The 19150-nt window shown below is 36.5% G+C and carries 14 protein-coding genes; 9 read left to right on the forward strand and 5 right to left on the reverse strand.

The annotated features are described in order from the left end of the window. From dptG to ACN6NF_RS05530, 6 genes are all read left to right on the forward strand, one after another. A complete protein-coding gene (gene dptG, locus ACN6NF_RS05505) occupies positions 1–1386 on the forward strand; it encodes a DNA phosphorothioation-dependent restriction protein DptG (protein WP_474315891.1) in 1386 nt (461 codons plus the stop codon). Next, positions 1367–6565, forward strand: a complete 5199-nt coding sequence (gene dptH / locus ACN6NF_RS05510; RefSeq protein ID WP_474315894.1) for a DNA phosphorothioation-dependent restriction protein DptH — start codon at positions 1367–1369, stop codon at positions 6563–6565. The genes dptG and dptH overlap by 20 nt, the downstream gene beginning before the upstream one ends. A 48-nt stretch (positions 6566–6613) precedes the next feature. Beyond that, on the forward strand, positions 6614–6739 hold the full coding sequence (locus ACN6NF_RS05515) for a hypothetical protein (protein ID WP_474315897.1): 126 nt from the start codon (positions 6614–6616) through the stop codon (positions 6737–6739). Positions 6740–6785: 46 nt separating this feature from the next. Beyond that, complete coding sequence (locus ACN6NF_RS05520) at positions 6786–7403, forward strand: DUF262 domain-containing protein (RefSeq protein WP_474315900.1); 618 nt, start codon at positions 6786–6788, stop codon at positions 7401–7403. Next, positions 7385–7627 (forward strand): GmrSD restriction endonuclease domain-containing protein, encoded by a 243-nt coding sequence (locus ACN6NF_RS05525; RefSeq protein ID WP_474315902.1) that lies wholly within the window; start codon positions 7385–7387, stop codon positions 7625–7627. Before ACN6NF_RS05520 ends, ACN6NF_RS05525 begins: the two co-directional genes overlap by 19 nt. A gap of 395 nt (positions 7628–8022) precedes the next feature. Beyond that, positions 8023–8595 carry an HNH endonuclease family protein gene (locus ACN6NF_RS05530; RefSeq protein WP_474315904.1) on the forward strand — a complete coding sequence of 191 codons (573 nt, stop codon included), beginning with the start codon at positions 8023–8025 and terminating at the stop codon, positions 8593–8595. A 166-nt stretch (positions 8596–8761) separates the two neighbouring features. On the opposite strand, the gene ACN6NF_RS05535 is transcribed toward ACN6NF_RS05530, so the two are convergent. From ACN6NF_RS05535 to dndB, 5 genes are read right to left on the reverse strand one after another with little or no spacing between them, the layout of a single operon-like run. Continuing rightward, entirely contained in the window at positions 8762–9913 is a 1152-nt protein-coding gene (locus ACN6NF_RS05535) for a cysteine desulfurase family protein (RefSeq protein ID WP_474315906.1), read from the reverse strand. Further along, on the reverse strand, positions 9914–10291 hold the full coding sequence (locus tag ACN6NF_RS05540) for a DndE family protein (RefSeq protein WP_474315908.1): 378 nt from the start codon (positions 10289–10291) through the stop codon (positions 9914–9916). After that, complete coding sequence (gene dndD, locus ACN6NF_RS05545) at positions 10291–12285, reverse strand: DNA sulfur modification protein DndD (protein WP_474315910.1); 1995 nt, start codon at positions 12283–12285, stop codon at positions 10291–10293. The genes ACN6NF_RS05540 and dndD overlap by 1 nt, the downstream gene beginning before the upstream one ends. Before the next feature lie 17 nt (positions 12286–12302). Continuing rightward, positions 12303–13802: a DNA phosphorothioation system sulfurtransferase DndC gene (gene dndC / locus ACN6NF_RS05550; protein WP_474315913.1), complete on the reverse strand. Its 1500-nt coding sequence runs from the start codon at positions 13800–13802 to the stop codon at positions 12303–12305. Further along, entirely contained in the window at positions 13792–14886 is a 1095-nt protein-coding gene (gene dndB / locus ACN6NF_RS05555; RefSeq protein ID WP_474315916.1) for a DNA sulfur modification protein DndB, read from the reverse strand. The genes dndC and dndB overlap by 11 nt, the downstream gene beginning before the upstream one ends. A gap of 389 nt (positions 14887–15275) precedes the next feature. On the opposite strand from dndB, the gene chvE reads away from it, so the two are divergent. From chvE to mmsB, 3 genes are read left to right on the forward strand one after another with little or no spacing between them, the layout of a single operon-like run. Beyond that, positions 15276–16361: a multiple monosaccharide ABC transporter substrate-binding protein gene (gene chvE, locus ACN6NF_RS05560; RefSeq protein WP_025678893.1), complete on the forward strand. Its 1086-nt coding sequence runs from the start codon at positions 15276–15278 to the stop codon at positions 16359–16361. A 32-nt stretch (positions 16362–16393) separates the two neighbouring features. Continuing rightward, entirely contained in the window at positions 16394–17944 is a 1551-nt protein-coding gene (gene mmsA / locus ACN6NF_RS05565; protein WP_474315920.1) for a multiple monosaccharide ABC transporter ATP-binding protein, read from the forward strand. Further along, positions 17928–19091: a multiple monosaccharide ABC transporter permease gene (mmsB, locus tag ACN6NF_RS05570; protein ID WP_474315922.1), complete on the forward strand. Its 1164-nt coding sequence runs from the start codon at positions 17928–17930 to the stop codon at positions 19089–19091. The genes mmsA and mmsB overlap by 17 nt, the downstream gene beginning before the upstream one ends. Positions 19092–19150: the final 59 nt, after the last annotated feature.

A 19150-nucleotide genomic window follows, 5' to 3' on the forward strand; every position in this document is an offset into this window, starting at 1 on the left:
ATGAATTATTATTTAAATCCAGATTTGATTAGGGAGAAATTTAAATTTACATCTTCAATTAGGCACAACCCCAAAATGGAATTAGAGCTTCTTCCTTATAATACAAAGTTTAAAGAGACACAATATAATTTCAGAGAAGTAGTTGGGGAATTTATTAGATTAGTTGGACAGAAGAAACTTCCTGAAGATGTGAAATCGGATGAGTTGGTTAACAAGGTGCTTGATACGATTGATTTTGAAAATATAAATCAGCGCAGTTTATTCAAGCAAATGATAAAAACCTTGTTTTTAGATGAACAGAATCAGTTATATCTATTCCATCCTAAGACTTTATATTATATAAATACTGCTGAAAATGAAAATAAAAAGCTCGCAATATTTTTGTACAATGTTTTATGGAATCATGAAGAGCCATTGTCTGTGGAAAATATTCAAGAAAGTTCAAATGATCTCATGAGTGAGTTGCTTTTTAAATCACTTCCTGAGTTAAGGGAAATAACAGAAAAACCCAAAAATTATGAAGTGTTATTACCTGAAATTTCAAAATTATTTATTCGAGATTTCAAATGGTTACTTACAAAGAGTGATTTGTTTACTATGCAGGTCGAAAAAATTGTTTCTTACTATTATTTTTTCTATGTTAGTCAGCTATCTCTAAGGAACGAAGGATTGTTTGCTTCTCTGGAAAAAGAAATTAAACCTATTTATTTTACTTTTGAAGGAGAAGAAAAACTATCTAAAACACGTGTGAGTTATGAATATGGTTGGAGAAGTTTGGAGAAATCAATAAATCGTATTTTTTCACACGTTAATTTTCTGAAAATTCTTAATCTTTCAAATGAAGGGACCATTCATACTTATCAAGATATTGCCTGTAGAATTCGTAATATGCCTCAAGAAGATCTTGAAATATTAGATCAACAAATTTTTCAACTGATGGAAGAGTATAAAAATAAACTTTCTGGGGATATAAAATGGGAGCTAATGGGTACAGTGAGGCGTCCATATGATATTCCTGTATTAAATAATATGTATTTGTTTTTTAATATGATCGATCATCAATTCAATCAAACTGGTCGTTCTAAGCTTTATAATGATTATAAACAGTGGTTTGTACATTTTTGTCAAAAATCATTTCTGAAATCACGAGGAAGATCTGGCAAGATGCTTATTTTAGATACAGATTATCTTTTATTCTTTACAAAATTGATTATCCAAGATATGCCTAAAATAAGATTGAAAAAGTTGTTTGAAGAATTCGAAGTAAGAGGCATTATTTTTGATCGTGATACTCAAATATCTATTGTAGAATATTTTGAAAAGCTTAATTTGCTTGAGAAAAAAAGTGATAGTGGGGATGCAATATATGTCAAAGCATTTTTATAATTATCTAGCTCACCAGATCCGAAAATTTTTCTCGGATATTAATGTTCAGCCGGGAGAAAAGTACCATATTCAATTTGAACGAACAGAACAAGTAGAAAACCTTGTAGAGCAAGTTGGTTTATTAGATTATGTAGAACCCTTTTTTATGCAAACAGAGGAAGAATTATTTCAAACCATATGCCTAGTTAATGATACAGTGAAAATTCTTATAGCTTCAAATATAAAAGATGTTACGCCGGATTTTTTGACAACTCTCCGTAATAAAGTAGGTACACAAGAAGAGCAATTTACTGATAAAGCAATGTTACTTATTCATAATTCAAGTTTAGATAGTTTGGTGCAAGGGATGACTTCGTTTTCAAAAGAAGGAATGCCGTTTCACATTAGCTCTATTGAAAGTAATTTGCAGGAATTAATGCAGGATTCGAATCTTTCCAAAGAAGAAAAAGTAATTTTACAATTTATTATGGAGTCAAATAAAGCCCAACAAGGTTTACATGAACAAATTACTTTGTTTGATTATGAGAATATTATGAACGTTCTAAATAATGAAAAATTAGAAGCAAAAGATTATAAAAAATTCAGTTTGTTTTATGACTCGGAATTGTTTCATACTCCCAGAACAGATAAACAGATTAAAGAACGCTTGAAAGATAATCAGTCTTTGTTTAGCGATGTCGAAATGATTCATCAGTATGGACCAATTGATGTGGGCCTAGAAAGACATTTTGATGAACAAGGTGTAAAAGCTCTGTCAGTTTCTGAATGGCAGGATACAGATTTTGGTACAGTTAGACGTTCTAATCAAAAAAAACTTGAGGGTAAAGGACTTGAGTATATTGAACCAAATAAAAAGTTATCGCTCGAAGGACTGACCTATTGGGAGAAGGCAGATGGTGAAACGAAAAGTAAGCAACGAAAAAGAAATATTATTGTATTTAATCCTGAGTTCAATAAAACAGTTACACTTGAACTACCCTTTAATGACTTTATAAAAAATCAGTACATTAGTAAAAATGAAATAAGGCAAAAATTAGACACGGAAGCGTCTGGAAAAAAAATCAAAGTTTGTTTACATCATGAACCTGGTCAGACAAGTTTTTATGGATTAAGGTACAAAACAGAAGTATCTCAGACTTACGATTTTAGAATTGCGATTGTTGAATCTAAGGAAAAATTAATCCAATCCATTCAAACTTCTTTTACAATTAATTTGTCTAAATCTAAAGGTTCTTGCCTCCTAATAAACTCTGATGACGATCAATGGATTTTAAATAAAGGTGCATCTGAGGTACTAAAGGTAGAGCTTAGCAGCGAAATAGAAAATAACCAATTTGATATGGCAGAGTCTGACGAGCTAGTTATCCATAGAAATACAGAGATAGCTAACGAAGAAGAGTTAATTCAGTTCGAAATACGATTACCCTATACTAAAATTCCTTTTGCAGTAAAAGATATAGTAGAACGTCCTGCTCCGATAAGTGGTTTCAATGTGTGGAAATTAAAAAGGGAAAAGCAAGCACACTTTGTGTACCGCTTAGAGAATGAAAAAATGAAGATTGTTCAAGGTACTCGTGAGACGTATGCGCAAGGAGACTTTAAAAAAAGCTTAGAACGGGAACTTAAACTAATTGAGTCTAACCACATGTATTTTTGTGAAGAAGCTGGAGAGGTTATACCTAAAGATATTTCAGTATCAGAGTATTTGAGAGATTCTTATTTTGATTTACTAAGATTTTTTAGAGCAAATGAGTTGCTTCCGAGTTTAGCCTTTTTTAATGATGAATATACGGCATTAGCCAAAAACTATGTTAATGCATTTTTAAAAGAGTTAAATGAATTGGAGAACGGTCAATCTTTAGATTATTTAAAAAGAGACCTAGCGTTGATTGGAACCGTTAAAAAGGGGTCTAAAGATCCGGAGTGGCTCTTTACTCCTTTGCATCCTTTAAATATTGCCTATCAGCTACAATTAAACGATCTTATAGGTTCGGAGGTAATAAATGACGAATTACTGCGTTCCTTAAGGCCAACTAACTTATTACCTTATGTATCATTTAATAAATCTAGATTATTTAAAGCTGTCGAGAACAGTGACTCTTATGAATGGTTGACCTACATTGATCAGAGTTTACCTAGATTTGAATCCTCTAAATTTTTTGTGAGTAAACTTGTGCAGGAGAAAATTATAGAGTTTACAGAGCATTTTTCTTATTTATTCGAATTAGATTATAGGGCTCCTCTGAAAATAAACACGATCAACATGGGAGATTGCCAAGAGATTTTACAGGGATTATTTGAATATTATAAACGTCAGCTTAAAAACAAGATTGAAAAAAAGGATTTATTACCTATTGAACTCAATATATATGCTGAAAAAGGAATCAACAATGTTTTTGAAGAAATGTCTCAGTATTCAGATGCTGATGAAATAGCGAAGATCTTTAATTTGAATCTAGATTTGGAGGGCTATCACTCAGAAGAACTCCTTAATATTTTCCGAGATCAGGTTAAGTTTTATTCAAAAGACGTTCAAATTAATAAATATGAATATAGTCATGTGACTTTTTATCAAATGAGCAAAATTGAGCAGGTTGCGACGAGTAATGCGTCAGAAATAATTACTGGGGTTTCACTTTTTGGATTGGTTTCAGGGATTCCATCTGTATTTATAAATGATGATTATAAAACAGGATTTGGTACAAAGTATTATCGAAAATCAGAGTCTCCTCTTCTCTCAATTGCCCCCAAACTAAATTCATTGTTACGTGTTGCTCGTACGCTGGACAACTATCAGGAAGATATGAATATAGTCACTGCAATTTCAGCTGATCATAAACAGAAGTTGGATTTAGTGTATGATTCAGCACATTGGGTTACCTTTATTGAGCCAAAAGTCGATTTAAGTTTCTTTAAAAATGATGATGCTCAAAAAGATCTGCTAGTGATTCACTATAGTGATCAATATACATCATCGAGTGGATTTGACGCGATAACAGTTACTAAACGTTCTAAACAATATGAGCGTCTTATTGAAGAATTCTTAAGATCTCAAAAAATTGAATGTAATAAAGAAGATTTGCCGCCAATTGTTAACTTCTTTAATGCTATAAATGGAAACTGGCTACTACGATTATTGGCTCAAAAAAATCAGTTTCCAAGAGAGAAAATTAGTATTATCTCAGCCGTGAAATTGGCACTTGCCTCATTAGCACATCGAGATATTATTTGGATTCCGATTTCAATGGAAGAAGTGCTTCGAATTTCAGGTGGTACAGGATTAAAGCAAGCAGACGGGCTGTTCTCGACTAAAAATCTGGGAAAATTCGGGTCTTATAGTGATGATCTTTTATTAGTTGGTATTGAAGATCAAAAAGGTGAACTTTTTGTACATTTGTTTCCGATCGAAGTGAAAATAGGTAATAACTCGTCTACTACATTTGACAAAGCAATTAAACAAGTAAAACAAACCAAAGGATTATTAGTAGAATTCTTAAATGATAAAAATTCATTTAAATCGAGATTATATCGTAACTTCTTTATTCAACTAGCAATTTCTAGTGCCGAAAAAATGAAACTTTATAATGTTTGGCCTGAACAATATTGGCAAAATATAACCAATAGCTATTTGAGAGAAAAATTATCAAATGATGATTACCAAATCTGTAACACACTGCAAGAGTATATTGGGGAGGGGGCAGTAATTTCATTTAAAAAAGATGTTGTTTTTACTGATATAAAGAAGACAGAGGAAGTATTAATATTTAATTATCCTGAACAAAGTGGGTACGACTTCCTTGTTAGAGGAATCGAGGAAATTAAAGACCATATACAAAGTGATTATGGTGATATTCCCAAGGATCAATTACTTTCAAATCTATATGTTTCTAAGAGTGACTATGTAAAAACTAATCAGAACGAGGATACCACGATTCCATTAATAGCTGAAGATTATAATGAATATCGAGTATCTAGTTATCAGGAAATAGCGTCAACTTTCGTAGAGTCAAAAGAGGTAGACACTAATAAATCATTTCCTACAAAACCATTAGAGGTTCTGTTCGGGCATAATGCACAAAGTGGACAAGAAATAAAGTGGTACCCGACTACAACAGATAAAGTTATGCATACGAATACAGGAATTATAGGCACAATGGGGACTGGTAAGACCCAATTTACAAAATCATTAATTACTCAGCTTTACCGAAATAGTAAAGATAATATTCACGGTACGCCGATTGGAATTTTAATATTCGATTATAAAGGTGACTACATTAAACCAGAGTTTGTTGAGGTAACCAAAGCAAAGGTTTATGATTTGTATCACTTGCCATATAATCCGTTATCATTATTTATCACAGATCCTGTTAGGCCCTTATTACCCATGCATACTAGTAATTCATTGACTGATACCATTACTAGAGCTTTCAACCTAGGATCAGTACAATCTATTACATTGAAAGATTTAATTATGGATGCGTATGCACAAAAGGGAATTCTTAAAGGGGATCGCTCAACTTGGAGCAACCCAGCTCCAACCTTTAAAGATATTTACGATTTATATTCTCAAAGAGAAGGAGTAAAAATCGATAGTCTCTATGCTGCATTAAAGGAATTATATGATACCGAAGTATTTGAGCCTGCTGCCGATCAAACAATTCCTTTGTTTTATATGGTTGAAGGGATTACTGTAATTAACTTGTCTGGCTTCAACGAAAGTATTCAAAATTTGGTAGTTTCTATAACTTTAGATGTATTCTATAACCAAATGCAAATGCAAGGTCATAGTGCGATTAAGGGGAACTATCGAGAAATTACGAAAATGATTTTGGTTGATGAAGCAGACAACTTCTTGAGTAAAAACTTCACATCAATTAAAAAAATTCTTAAAGAAGGTCGCGAATATGGAGTAGGTACTATTTTATCTACACAATTCCTTAGCCACTTTTCGACTACTGATAATGATTACGCAAATTATATCTTGACGTGGATAGTTCATAGCGTGTCTGAAATGTCTGCTAAAGAGATCAGGATGGTATTTAGCACGCAAAATAAAGCAGAGGAAGAAAATATTATGAGTAGAATCAAAGCTTTGCAGAAGCACTATAGTATTGTCAAAGTAGGTTCAGACCAACCGACATGGATGAGGGACCGCGCTTTTTGGGAATTGGATAAATAATATAATTTTAACACAAAACTTCATGAAAAAAGGAGGAGGCGTTACGGTATGGATAAGCAGCAATATAGTAAGCAGCATCTACCTGAAGTGGTATATCCTACGCATTTCCAACTAATTTCTAAAGTTAAAATAAATCGTGTCTTATATTTTAACTTTAGAAATCAATATAAATAAAATTTCATATATTTTTATATGTTTTTTACAAGAAGGTGGTTGAATAATGTTTGAACCAAAAGATTTTTTTAGTGCAGAAGAACATAGCATCAGAAGTCTACTTTTATATGAGGATCAAGTATTTCGTATACCAGATTACCAACGTAACTTTGCTTGGACAGTTCATGAACTAGAACAATTTTGGGAAGATCTTAAAACTGTAATTACTGAATCTTATAATATTACTAATTTTACTATAAAATCTATTAAACCTCATTTCTTTGGGACAATTCTTCTTACAAGAAACAAAAATCAATACGAGGTTACAGATGGTCAGCAAAGATTGACTGCTAGTACTATACTTCTTAAAACCTTGTATGACGTTTCTCTTCGTATAGAAAATATTCAGGATCAGTCAGGTATAAGTAGTTTAATCTTACCTTTAATTCAGAAAAATACGTATGGTGAACCTCATAGGCCCAGATTACAACTTGATTCTACAGTGGATAAGTTCTTTAGAGAATATATACTACTTCGTAATAATGCGGTAGAGCGATCAGAATATTTGACTAAACACCCGATTACAATTTCTAATTCTGCTTCGCAGAGATTAAAGAATCTCATGATTATTTTGAAGAAAGAATTAGTGGAGATTTCCCAGTCACTTTGTCACAGAATGAGTTGATTGAGAAGTTAAAATGCTATATTACTTCTTTTACACGATATTTTGTAGTTCTTCAATTGACCGTTAACCAAAGTGATACTGCATATAAAATTTTTGGCACGATCAATAATCGAGGACGCGATTTAACTGATTCCGATATTATTAAAAATGAACTTTTTATGTCAGTACTACCTAATCAAAGGGACCAACTTAAAGAAGGCTGGGATTCTATTTTGAATGTATAGAGAATGAAGATCTAACTGATTTTCTAAGATTTCAATATTCTTCTTCTATTGGTCCTGTAAAGCTCGTTAATCTTTATGATGCTATAACTGGCTATATACAAAATAATGACCCTATTGCTTATCTCGAAAATTTACTAACTGAATCTGAGTGGTATGCAAGAATCAATCTTATTGGTGGGGAATTTTGGAATAGAAATATAGCAGAAAAGCTAAAAATTATAAAAAGTAATTTAGGAATTTCCCATAGTATTCCACTTTTATTAACGGGAGCGGTTTTATATAATCGAGATGTAGAAAGATTTGAACGTCTGGTAAATGCCACCCTTGTATTTTGTTTCCGATTTTTTACAATTGGGAAAAATTCAGTATCAGATTTAGAACGAGAAATAGGTAATATGTCTAGATCACTTCGAAATCCACAAAACATAACTGGATTAGAACAGAAACAAAGGGGAGTAATTCCAGAGCATCGACATATTATAGATATTGACAGTTTGATTTTGTATATGCAAAGTCTTACTGATGATTTAACATTTGAGCGGAACTTCAGAGGATTTTCTACGAAGTCTAGCCCACTTGCCTATTATATTTTTAGTGAGCTAGAAAGAGCATATGTATCAGGAGTTACACCATTGCCACATGGTTCAGAGCAACATATAGAACATATTATGCCCAAAAAACCATCTAGATCCGTGAGTAGAATTAAAGAATGGGCACATGTTAGAAATCTTTCGGAATATAAAGAATATGTATACAGGCTTGGGAATCTCATTATACTAGAAAGTTTTATAAACCAAAATGTTGGTAATTCAGATTTTGAAGAAAAAAAATCCGAATACCAAAAATCGGGACTATACTATCCAAGCAAAATTATAATGGAAGAATACTGGGATTTTGATACGATAGAAACTCGACAAAAGCAAATGGCAAAAAAGGCCGTTCAAATATGGGGATATGAGAATGTCTGAAACAAAACAAGGATCTCGGTTTGATGTGTGAAGGCTAAATAATTATTCAATGATTATTCAAAATAAAGCAAATGACTCAAGGAGTATATAGCTTGAAGAGAGTGAACTAATAAATTTATCTAATTTATTAGTTCACTTTTTTTATGAACTATAATTAATTTAATATTTATTTGATCTGTCTAAAAAAAGCTAAGTCATTCTTATTAATATCTGGGCTTAAAGTAATTCTTATTGTCTGACGGACTTCCTCGAGCGACTTACCAGCAGCACTTAATACATGACTAGGTTTGCTAGAACTGCAAGCGGAGCCAGAGGAGAGAGCTGCAAAAGGGGAGAGCTTCTTTAAAAGCAACTCATTATTAACACCAATAAATTGTAAGCTAATTAAGCCGGGAATTTTATTTTTTTCGTCGCTATTAAATCTTATTTTGTCTCCTAAATTAGTTTTTAAGATGTCTGTTAGGTACTTTTCTAAGTCATTTAACTTTTTAATATTTTTATCAAGGTTTTTAAGAGCTAGCTCAGCTGCTTTCCCTAACCCTACAATATTATGCACAGCTAAAGTGCCACTTCGATAATTGTTTTCTTGACCTCCCCCATGGAGGAGAGGAGTGATACGCGTGTAAATCTCTTTGGACTGCTTTCGTATTATTGCTGCGCCTACGCCTTTTGGCCCACCGATTTTATGGCCAGAGAGAGATAAAAGTCGAACACCCTTAAGCTTATTTAAATCAATTTGGATTTTGCCTACAACTTGGGTAGCGTCTGTGTGAAAAAAAAGACCATTCTCTTCGAATACTGATGATAAATCTTCAATTGGATTTAAAGAACCTATTTCATTATTCCCCCACATAATTGAAGTAAGCATAGGATGCTCTTGAACAACTGCTTCTTTTACTTTTTGAATATTCACTCTAGCAAATTGGTCTACATCTAAATAATTAATCTGAAAATCATGTTCTTCTAAATAATTAAATGTCTCAATGACTGAGGGATGTTCTGCTTTTGAAGTAAGCATTTTTTTGTTAGCATCTGCCTGTCTTCCGTGATAATCAGCAATCCCTTTGATGATCATATTGTTACTCTCGGTAGCACCACTGGTGAAAATAACTTCATCAGCATCACACCCAAGAAGTTCGGCAACTTGTTCGCGTGCTTTGGAGACTGCCTTTTTAGCATTTTCAGCTAATAAGTAGAATTTACTAGAAGGATTCCCATACTCCTCTTGTAAATAAGGTAGCATGGTATTTAGAACTTCAGGATGAATTTTTGTCGTTGCGCTATTGTCTAAATAAAGCATAATATCAACAACTTTCAATTAAGATAGCAAAGCACGAATAAATTTTTCGTAATTTCCTGCACTTTTATATTCGGCAGCAAGTGCTCTAATTCCACGTTCTAAGTGAGCATTAAAATAACCTGGGAAGAACTCTTCGTCTGAGAGTTCTTTTCCTGCTGCTTGTGTAATCATTGCACGGAAAACATAATCGTATTCTCCAGTTACTGTACTACGATTAAGTGTAAGTCCATCAGTAAAATCTTTTGTGATAGGGGTAAGCTCAGCAGAAGAATCTCCAATTTTTAAAGACAAAGCTACTGCATAACGAATTAGTATATTTGGTGTAATACTTGTAGAAGCTTGGAGCTGCAAAAGTATATCTTTCGCATATTTAGATGTTTTTAAAGTGAAATTCATTAGAGGGCGTTCTCCCTTGTAATATTAAAGTATCGACCTTGAATGATCTCTGCTGTTTCTATAGTTTCGTTAAATTCCAATGTGTAGCAGATTGAAGTAATATCTTTAATTAGTTCAAATTGCTCAGAGGAAATTTCAGAGTCTGTAGTAAACATCAATACTTGATCTCCGCATCTAGGTATAAAATATTGAATTAATGCTCTTTTGTGATCTTGATCTAGACGACCAAAGAGAGTATCAAATACAAATGGAAGTTTCCATCCCGAAACTTTAAACATTGCCCAAATTACGGTAAGCATAAGCATTTCTTTTTCACCAGCAGATAAGCGTTCTTTGGTAACTTCTTGTTTCTCCTTATTATAAAGGTGCAATTCGAATGAAGAGTGATCTATATGCATCCGGTCAATATAAGATTTTTTTCTAAAGAGAATATTAATCATTTTTGTAGCTTCTTTGGCTACATCGTCAAGTTTTTTACGCCATTGTCTTTCTCTAAATCGTTGACTCACTTTTAATAGTTTTTCAGTCATCACATAGGAATTCTCTGATTTATGATAGTCTCTGATTTTTTCTGTTATCTTGTTAGAAGTAATTGTTTTTATGTGAATGTTTTCTTTTAAAATATTTACTTCATTGGTGGCAAGTTCAATTGTAAGCTTTAGTTGCTCAATTCTTTTGGTTTTATTTTCTATATTTTCGAGAAGAACTTTAAATTCACTAGCTTGATCGTTTTTTTCAACAGCTCTTCTAAGATTCTGTGCTTCTTCCAATAGCTTTGTATTAGTGTCAAATAATTCAATGAAATTCGAGATCTCTATAGTTTGAATCTGTCTATACAAGCTGTGAATCTCGCTTTGTTGTTCAAAGGAAGATCGATGGAGTAATTGAATATTTTTAGGCTGAATTAAATTAAGAATGCCTTCATACAGTCTATCAATATCTATCATTTGATATGTTGTAGTTGTCTGCAGATTGGTTAGCAATTCATTAAGTTTACTTTTCTCTAAGGTTGATGCAACAAACTCGTAAGATTCGTTTTCTTTTTCTAGTGAAAGTTGCTGATCAACCTGTTTTAATTGGGTACGAGCAATATAAAAAGGGAGTAATGAATTAGCAAAGGTACGAATTTTATCAGTATTTGCTTTTCTAGTATTCTCAATATTATTAATTTTTGTGACTAGCTCTTGACGTTTTTCTTGAATTAAACCACCATGAATTTCAAACTCTTTTTTATCTTTTTTAATCAGATCAATTAAATTTATAATTTCTCCTTCGCTATGTGAAATTAGCTCCTCAGTTTCTCCTAATTTTTGTTCTAGTTCACTGATTTCACTTACCAGTTTATTCTGCTCTTCAATATCTTTTGATGCTTCTAGATTTTTTTGAGAATATTGTAATCGGTAAGTTTGTAAATCTTTCTCTAGGTTCATAAAGAGGTCCAAATTAAAGAGAATCTTTCCTGACTCGCTTAGATATTCAGGAATCTTTTCCTCAGAAACAATTCTAGAGATTTCTTCACCGTCAAAAAGGCACAATTCAAATAATCTAGGAGGCATTTCTTCACGCAGTCGATTTTGGAAATCTGAAATTTCTTGTGCGTTTAAGTGTTTTCCATTTTTTTGAATCGAGAAATATTCTTTGATTTTTTGATTTTTGAACCTCCAGCTGCGAATTAAGGAGTAATGATTGTCTTGAAGATCTTCCGTAGAAGTATAATTAAGTAAAATCTGAAAATCATTTTCGCCTAATTGCAGAGCTTTGCGGTTCAATAACGAGCGTATTTTTCGGAAATATGGCTCATTATCGGTTATAAATCCGTAAGCCATCGAACCAAATAGTACAATTCGAAGAGACTCCAATATAGTAGTCTTGCCTGCGCCATTTTTACCGCCAAGCAAGATAATATTATTTTTAGATGTTGTTCTAAAATCAAATTTGTTTATGTTTCCGTAATAAGCTCCTATATTACGAAGCACCAATTTATTAATTTGCATTGAATTTTGTCCACCTTCTATAGATGTAAGAAATCCTGTTTTAGGGTTTTATCGAATGATTGAAATAGGCCTCGTCTTACTTTAACTCCTGAATAATCTTTTTCTACGGAAATTAATTGCTTGAGCACGCTGAGGTTAACTCCTTCTTCTTGGCAAAGTGTCTCAAGGTCAGTCAACTGGTCTTCCTTGAAAACCGGACGGTCATCATGTTCCCAATCAAAGTCTTCACCAGTTTCATCTTTTACGATTTGAGGTAATCGATCTTCCCATTGTAAGTCATCATGCCAATACTTACGAATAACTTTAAGTTCTTCAATAGTGATCAGCTCAATATTGGGGTCATGAAGCTTGCGTACGGCCTCCTGTGTACGAAGCAGTCTTCTTAAAATTTCCTCCCGAGCTTTAAGAGTGAAGGGGCCAACACCAAATCTCTTTGGGGTTTTGTCTTTATCATCATCTATTACAATAACATCGAGCTCTTCAACTGTAGCTAAATTAATATTGTTATTTTCAATATATTGTCTTATTTCAGATTTATAGATCTTAGGGTAGTTATCAATATCAGAAATCCCCCCCAAATTTGAAGTTAAGTATACTTCACCGTTCATACGATGCTTTTGTCTTTGTGTACGATCTTCTCTAATTTGCACTAAAAAGTTTCTAAACTCGTAAAGTGGTCGAAGCCAATCGACTCCATTATTAATAAATCCACTTAGAGCCTTATCTTCATTAACTACAGTACAAGTCCAGCAGCCAAATCGGCTATTTCCACAAGAACCAGCGCTTTCTTTAACTTCTTTATCTACTATAAGAGGACATTCACTACTTGAATCTTGATACAACTGAAGCAGCTCATTATTATCGTCTCCCCAAGGGGACTCATACTGTAACAAAAATTCCCATACATCATCGAGATTGAACGTACGGATTGGCGCAAATACAAAAGCATTCCGTAAAGTAGAATGCCGCATTAATTTCTTACCTTCAATAGTATGTGATTGCATTACAGCTGCGCGAGTCGAACTTTCAGAATCTCTTACACCGAGAAGCATGATGACTTCACCAAATTGATCTACTTTGTCTAGAATAAAACGATTTGCCGGATCAATCTTTAGACGGTCTGTACACCATCTGAACTTTTGACGAGGTGTTGGATATCCTTTTCCAATAATAGAAGCCCAAAAAGTTTGTTCAACTTTAGGACGGACCTTTTGGGTTTCAATTGGCAATCCTAATTCCAAAGCTTTACTTTGGATTCGTCCTAAAGTTCTAGTTATTTTATCGATTATAAGTGGGGTTTCCACTTGAGTGTCTGAAGAGATTACGTAAACCTTTTTACTCAAAGAGGAAAAATCAAGCTCGCTCAATGCTTGAAATACTAATTGTACAACAGCGGTAGAATCTTTACCTCCACTAAATCCAACTACCCATGGTCGTTCGTCAGCTAAATAAACTTCTTTAACCAGTTCTTTGGCTTCTACAAATTTACTTCCTGTATTAAATATATTAAGTTCCAAGAGAGGGAACCTCCTTAATTTTATTTTCAATTTTTTGTTCTTGTTCTGTTAATGGGAGTCCAATCTTTAATTTAATCAAATTTGCAGTCAATTGAATAGTTTCATTGGTTTTGTTGATGCGTCCAGTTTGTCCATAAGCGCGACCAAGCCAGTCTTTTTTATTGTCACGATTCCAATCAACATGTTTAAGCTTTTTAATGAATCCTTGCCATTCATCTGAATGATGGAAGTAAAGGTAATGTCCAACAATCCCCACAGCTTCTAAGAAAACACCATGAGCAATAACTGAGGTTGCCCTCAGATCTCTAGGGGTTGTTTTTTTATTTAATACATCTTCCCACTCTGTAATAGACTCGCAAAGTATAAGCCAGAAATGCTTAACGAATTCCTTTTCCTGCTCTGAAATCATCTGCCCTTTACCTTTACCTAAGAGTCTGCAGTTTGTATTAAAGATATGATTTAAGGCGAACAATTTAGGCGAGTTTTTAGATAAAGATACTCTTTCTCGGTCAGTGTAACGTTCAAGCAAAGGGATATCAGAAATCAGACTTTTAGTAATAAGTGATAGCTGATCACGGTGATCATATAAAATTCCGATAGATGAAGTTGTGTTAACTGCATGTCGATTTAAATCTGAAAACATTTGCTGAGAGCGAATGAGTCCTAGGTCTTGAAAGAAGACAACTGAAATTGTTTCATCACCTAGTTCAGGTGCAATTTTCAACGCTTCCTCAATTGCCGCTCGCCGATGTTGTCCGTCATTTATTAAGAACTTAGAATCGAGTGAGATAGTAAGGTATCCTATATCTTTAAGTTCTTTGGAGTTTTCCTGGAAAATCATCTCGCCATCAACAGAGGCAGTTAAGGAAGAGAATATGTAGTCAGTAGGGTTCTCAAGAATATAGTTGGTTATATCCGGGATTCTTGATTTATTCATAAGGCGTTGAGCGCGGTGCTCGGCTGGGATTTCTTCCTCATCAAATAAAAAAATCCTAGGAATTAATCGTAAAGGGCACATTACCGTGTAAAATTCTCTCCCAGCTTGGAAACCTCTAAGGGCGGGAAAACTATAACTGAAGTTCATTAGCATTCTCCTTCGTTACGTACGTAATGTTGAAAGATGTAAATTTAATTTTACTTTAATACGAACGAATGTTCAATATATTCGGGTTAAGAATTTTGTCTATTTATGATTGATTCACGGCTGACTAAATAAGATGTTAGAGAATTTTAAAAACATCCTCCCCCCCCCATCACAAAGGTTAAAATTTTATAAAAAAAGTTCAAAACCTGCAAAGACCTTTCCCGGCCTGGAATGATACCATGTGTTTGCACATAAAAAAAGGAGAGGTGCTCATTGCCTCACTTATGTAAGCGCTATCTAACTTCTAGTCTAATTAGCACTGACCTGAGGATTTTACAAAATCCTTACCTTCAAATGACCTGCATCACATGAGGAAAGGGGAACTTCATATGAAAAAAGGAGCTGTTGTCGTTTGGCTTCTGATTTTGGCCCTGATGCTTTCGGCCTGCAATCTGGCGGAGAGTGGAACGGGCAGCAAGGAAAAAGGCTATGTGGGTATTTCCATGCCGACCAAATCGTCCGAGCGTTGGGTAGGGGACGGGGAGAATATGGTTCGGTTGTTTCAGGAGCAAGGCTATAAAACGGATTTACAGTATGCCGAGGACGTGGTGGAAAATCAGATTTCCCAAATCGAAAATATGATCACCAAGGGCGTCAATGTCATGGTCATCGCTTCGGTCGATGGGAACACGCTGACGGATGTAATTCAGAAGGCACACGACCAAGGGATTCAAGTCATTTCTTACGACCGTCTGATTCGCAACACACCGTATCTGACGTATTATGCGACTTTTGATAACTTCAAGGTGGGCGTGTTACAGGCGGCATATATTGAGAAGAAGCTGGGCCTCAAAGAAGGCAAGGGCCCTTTCAATATCGAGCTGTTCGGCGGATCACCGGATGATAATAACGCATACTTCTTCTTTAATGGTGCGATGTCCGTACTTAAACCATACATTGATTCCGGCAAGCTGGTTGTGCGCAGCAAGCAGATGACGATGGCACAGATCGCTACGCTGCGATGGGACGGAGCTTTAGCACAGTCGCGGATGGATAATCTGCTGAGTGCCTACTATTCAGGGGCCAATCTGGACGCGGTGCTCTCCCCGTATGACGGCATTAGCATCGGTATCATTTCATCCCTCAAAGGGGTCGGATATGGATCTGCGAATAAGCCACTGCCGATCATCACGGGACAGGATGCAGAACTGGCTTCAATTAAATCTATTGTAGCTGGTGAGCAGACCCAAACCATATTTAAGGACACCCGCAAGCTGGCTGAGCAAACGGTCGTGATGGCCAACAGCATTTTACAGGGCAAGCAAGCGGAAGTGAATGACGTTAAATCGTATAACAACGGGAAAAAGGTAATTCCTGCGTACTTGCTTGATCCGATCTCGGTGGATCGGACGAATGTGGAGAAGGATATTGTCGGCAGTCACTATTACACCAAAGAGCAAATTGGTCTCAAATAAGAGTAAGAATCCAACCGAAAGGAGCGTATCCCATGACTGGAATCATTTTGGAAATGAAGGGAATTACCAAAACCTTTCCTGGCGTAAAGGCATTGGAAAATGTAAATCTCAAGGTCAAGGAAGGCGAGATTCACTCGCTGTGCGGCGAGAACGGTGCGGGCAAGTCGACGCTAATGAAGGTACTGAGCGGTGTATATCCGCATGGAACCTACGAAGGGGATATTATTTTCCAAGGCAAAACGTGTGAGTTCAAGGATATCAAGCAGAGTGAGGAATTGGGCATCGTCATTATCCATCAGGAGCTGGCATTGATCCCGTATCTCTCGATTGCGGAAAATATTTATCTGGGCAACGAGCGCGCTAGCGGCGGCGTGATTGATTGGAAAGAGACTTTTGTGGGGACACGCGATCTGCTGTATAAGGTCGGTTTGAGTGAAAATCCCAATACATTGGTTACGAACATCGGGGTCGGCAAGCAACAGCTGGTCGAAATTGCGAAAGCGCTCTCTAAAAAGGTGAAGCTGCTTATTCTGGATGAACCAACAGCGGCATTGAATGAGGATGATAGTGAAAATCTGCTTAATTTGATGCTGGAGTTTAAAAAACAGGGCATTTCCTGCATTCTCATCTCCCACAAGCTGAATGAGGTCGCAAAGGTGTCGGATTCGATTACGATTTTGCGGGATGGGAAGACGATTGAGACGCTGGATATGAAAAAGGATGAGGTCACAGAGGATCGGATCATTAGCGGGATGGTTGGACGCGATTTGACCAGCCGTTATCCAGAGCGTCATGCCAAGATTGGCAAAGTTGTGTTAGAAGTGAAGGACTGGACGGTGTATCACGAGCATCATGCAGACCGCAAGGTGCTGGATCAGGTGAATCTGAATATTCGCAGCGGTGAAATTGTCGGTATTGCCGGGCTGATGGGAGCAGGACGGACCGAGCTGGCGATGAGTATCTTTGGCAAGTCATACGGACGCAATATCTCGGGTCAACTGATTAAGGACGGTAAGCCGATCCAGAACAACACGGTTACGGACGCGATTAACAACGGCTTTGCCTATGTGACGGAGGATCGCAAGGAGTATGGCCTCATTTTAATGGATGATATCAAGCGTAATATTTCGTTAACTGGTCTGAGCAAGCTGACGAAGGGCGCTGTGGTCAATGAGCAGGAGGAAGTCGTCGTTGCAGAGGAAATGAAAAAAAGCATGAACATCAAAGCGCCGAGCATTTTACAGAAAACCGGTAATCTGAGTGGCGGTAATCAGCAGAAGGTAGTACTGAGCAAATGGATTTTTGCCGGACCGGATATTCTGATTCTGGATGAGCCGACGCGCGGCATAGATGTGGGTGCCAAATACGAAATTTATACGATTATTCATCGTCTTGCCGCTGAAGGCAAGGGGGTGCTGGTTATTTCGTCCGAGCTGCCAGAGGTACTGGGCTTGTGTGACCGGATTTATGTTATGAATGCCGGGCGGATCACCGGAGAGGTTAGCCGTGAGGACGCTTCGCAGGAAACGTTGATGAGATATATGACCAAGTCAGGAGGCGTGAAGCATGGAAACCATAACTAAACTTTTTAAAAATAACATCCGCCAATATGGCATGATGATTGCACTGGTCGTTATTATGATCTTGTTTGAGGTGCTGACAGGCGGCTTGCTATTGAAGCCGATTAATATTACCAATCTGATTCTGCAAAATAGCTACATTCTCGTACTGGCGATCGGGATGGTGCTGGTTATCATCACTGGGCACATTGACTTGTCCGTCGGCTCCATAGCCGCTTTTGTCGGTGCGGTTGCCGCCATTATGATGGTCGATTGGCAGCTTCCAGCGTGGGTCGCTGTGATTGCAGCTTTGCTGGTCGGAGCGTTAATTGGGGCATGGCAAGGGTTCTGGGTCGCTTATGTACGTATTCCGGCATTTATCGTTACCTTGGCGGGAATGCTGCTCTTCCGCGGATTAACAATGATCGTGCTGGAAGGCCAATCGATCTCTCCTTTTCCGGGGGGATTCCAGAAAATCAGTTCAGGCTTCCTGCCGGATTTTTCATCTACCGGTTATAACCTGGTATCCATCATTGTCGGCATTGCACTTACGGTATGGTTTATCGTGAACGAAATTCGCGAACGCCGCTCTCAGCTTAAATATGGATTTGAGGTTCCGTCACAGGTGTTATTTGTACTCAAATTGATCGTAGTGGCTGCTGTGATTAATCTGTTCACCTTCATGCTCGCGAGCTATGCGGGAATACCGAACATTCTCGTCCTGCTGTTCATCCTGATCGTGGTATACTCCTTCGTCATGAACCGTACAGTTATGGGGCGCCATGTGTATGCGCTGGGTGGAAATGAAAAGGCAGCGGGCCTGTCTGGTGTCAAAACGAAAAAAGTAACATTCTGGGTATTTGTCAACATGGGCGTACTGGCTGCCATTTCTGGTCTCATCTTTGCTGCACGTCTGAATGCGGCTACGCCGAGAGCAGGTACGAACTTTGAGCTGGATGCCATCGCTGCTTGCTTTATCGGTGGAGCTTCGGCGTCGGGCGGGATCGGAACGGTTTTTGGAGCCATTATCGGTGGCTTGGTTATGGGCGTACTGAATAACGGTATGTCTCTGATCGGTCTCGGTATTGACTGGCAGCAAGGGATCAAGGGCTTGGTACTGCTGCTGGCGGTTGCCTTCGATATTTACAACAAAAACAAAAGATCAGCTTAAGCTTATAATCAATATGGAAAAACAAGAAACCTCCAGTCCCACTTAACTTGTGGATGCTG

The sequence above is a fragment of the Paenibacillus sp. TSM33 genome, assembly GCF_056099025.1.

Excerpts from the sequence above, each read along its gene's own strand:
- dptG (WP_474315891.1), top strand. The coding sequence starts at position 1 with ATGAATTATTATTTAAATCCAGATTTGATTAGGGAGAAATTTAAATTT.
- dptH (WP_474315894.1), top strand. The coding sequence starts at position 1,367 with ATGTCAAAGCATTTTTATAATTATCTAGCTCACCAGATCCGAAAATTT.
- ACN6NF_RS05515 (WP_474315897.1), top strand. The coding sequence starts at position 6,614 with ATGGATAAGCAGCAATATAGTAAGCAGCATCTACCTGAAGTGGTATAT.
- ACN6NF_RS05520 (WP_474315900.1), top strand. The coding sequence starts at position 6,786 with ATGTTTGAACCAAAAGATTTTTTTAGTGCAGAAGAACATAGCATCAGA.
- ACN6NF_RS05530 (WP_474315904.1), top strand. The coding sequence starts at position 8,023 with ATGTCTAGATCACTTCGAAATCCACAAAACATAACTGGATTAGAACAG.
- ACN6NF_RS05540 (WP_474315908.1), bottom strand. The coding sequence starts at position 10,291 with ATGAATTTCACTTTAAAAACATCTAAATATGCGAAAGATATACTTTTG.
- dndD (WP_474315910.1), bottom strand. The coding sequence starts at position 12,285 with ATGCAAATTAATAAATTGGTGCTTCGTAATATAGGAGCTTATTACGGA.
- dndB (WP_474315916.1), bottom strand. The coding sequence starts at position 14,886 with ATGAACTTCAGTTATAGTTTTCCCGCCCTTAGAGGTTTCCAAGCTGGG.
- chvE (WP_025678893.1), top strand. The coding sequence starts at position 15,276 with ATGAAAAAAGGAGCTGTTGTCGTTTGGCTTCTGATTTTGGCCCTGATG.
- mmsA (WP_474315920.1), top strand. The coding sequence starts at position 16,394 with ATGACTGGAATCATTTTGGAAATGAAGGGAATTACCAAAACCTTTCCT.
- mmsB (WP_474315922.1), top strand. The coding sequence starts at position 17,928 with ATGGAAACCATAACTAAACTTTTTAAAAATAACATCCGCCAATATGGC.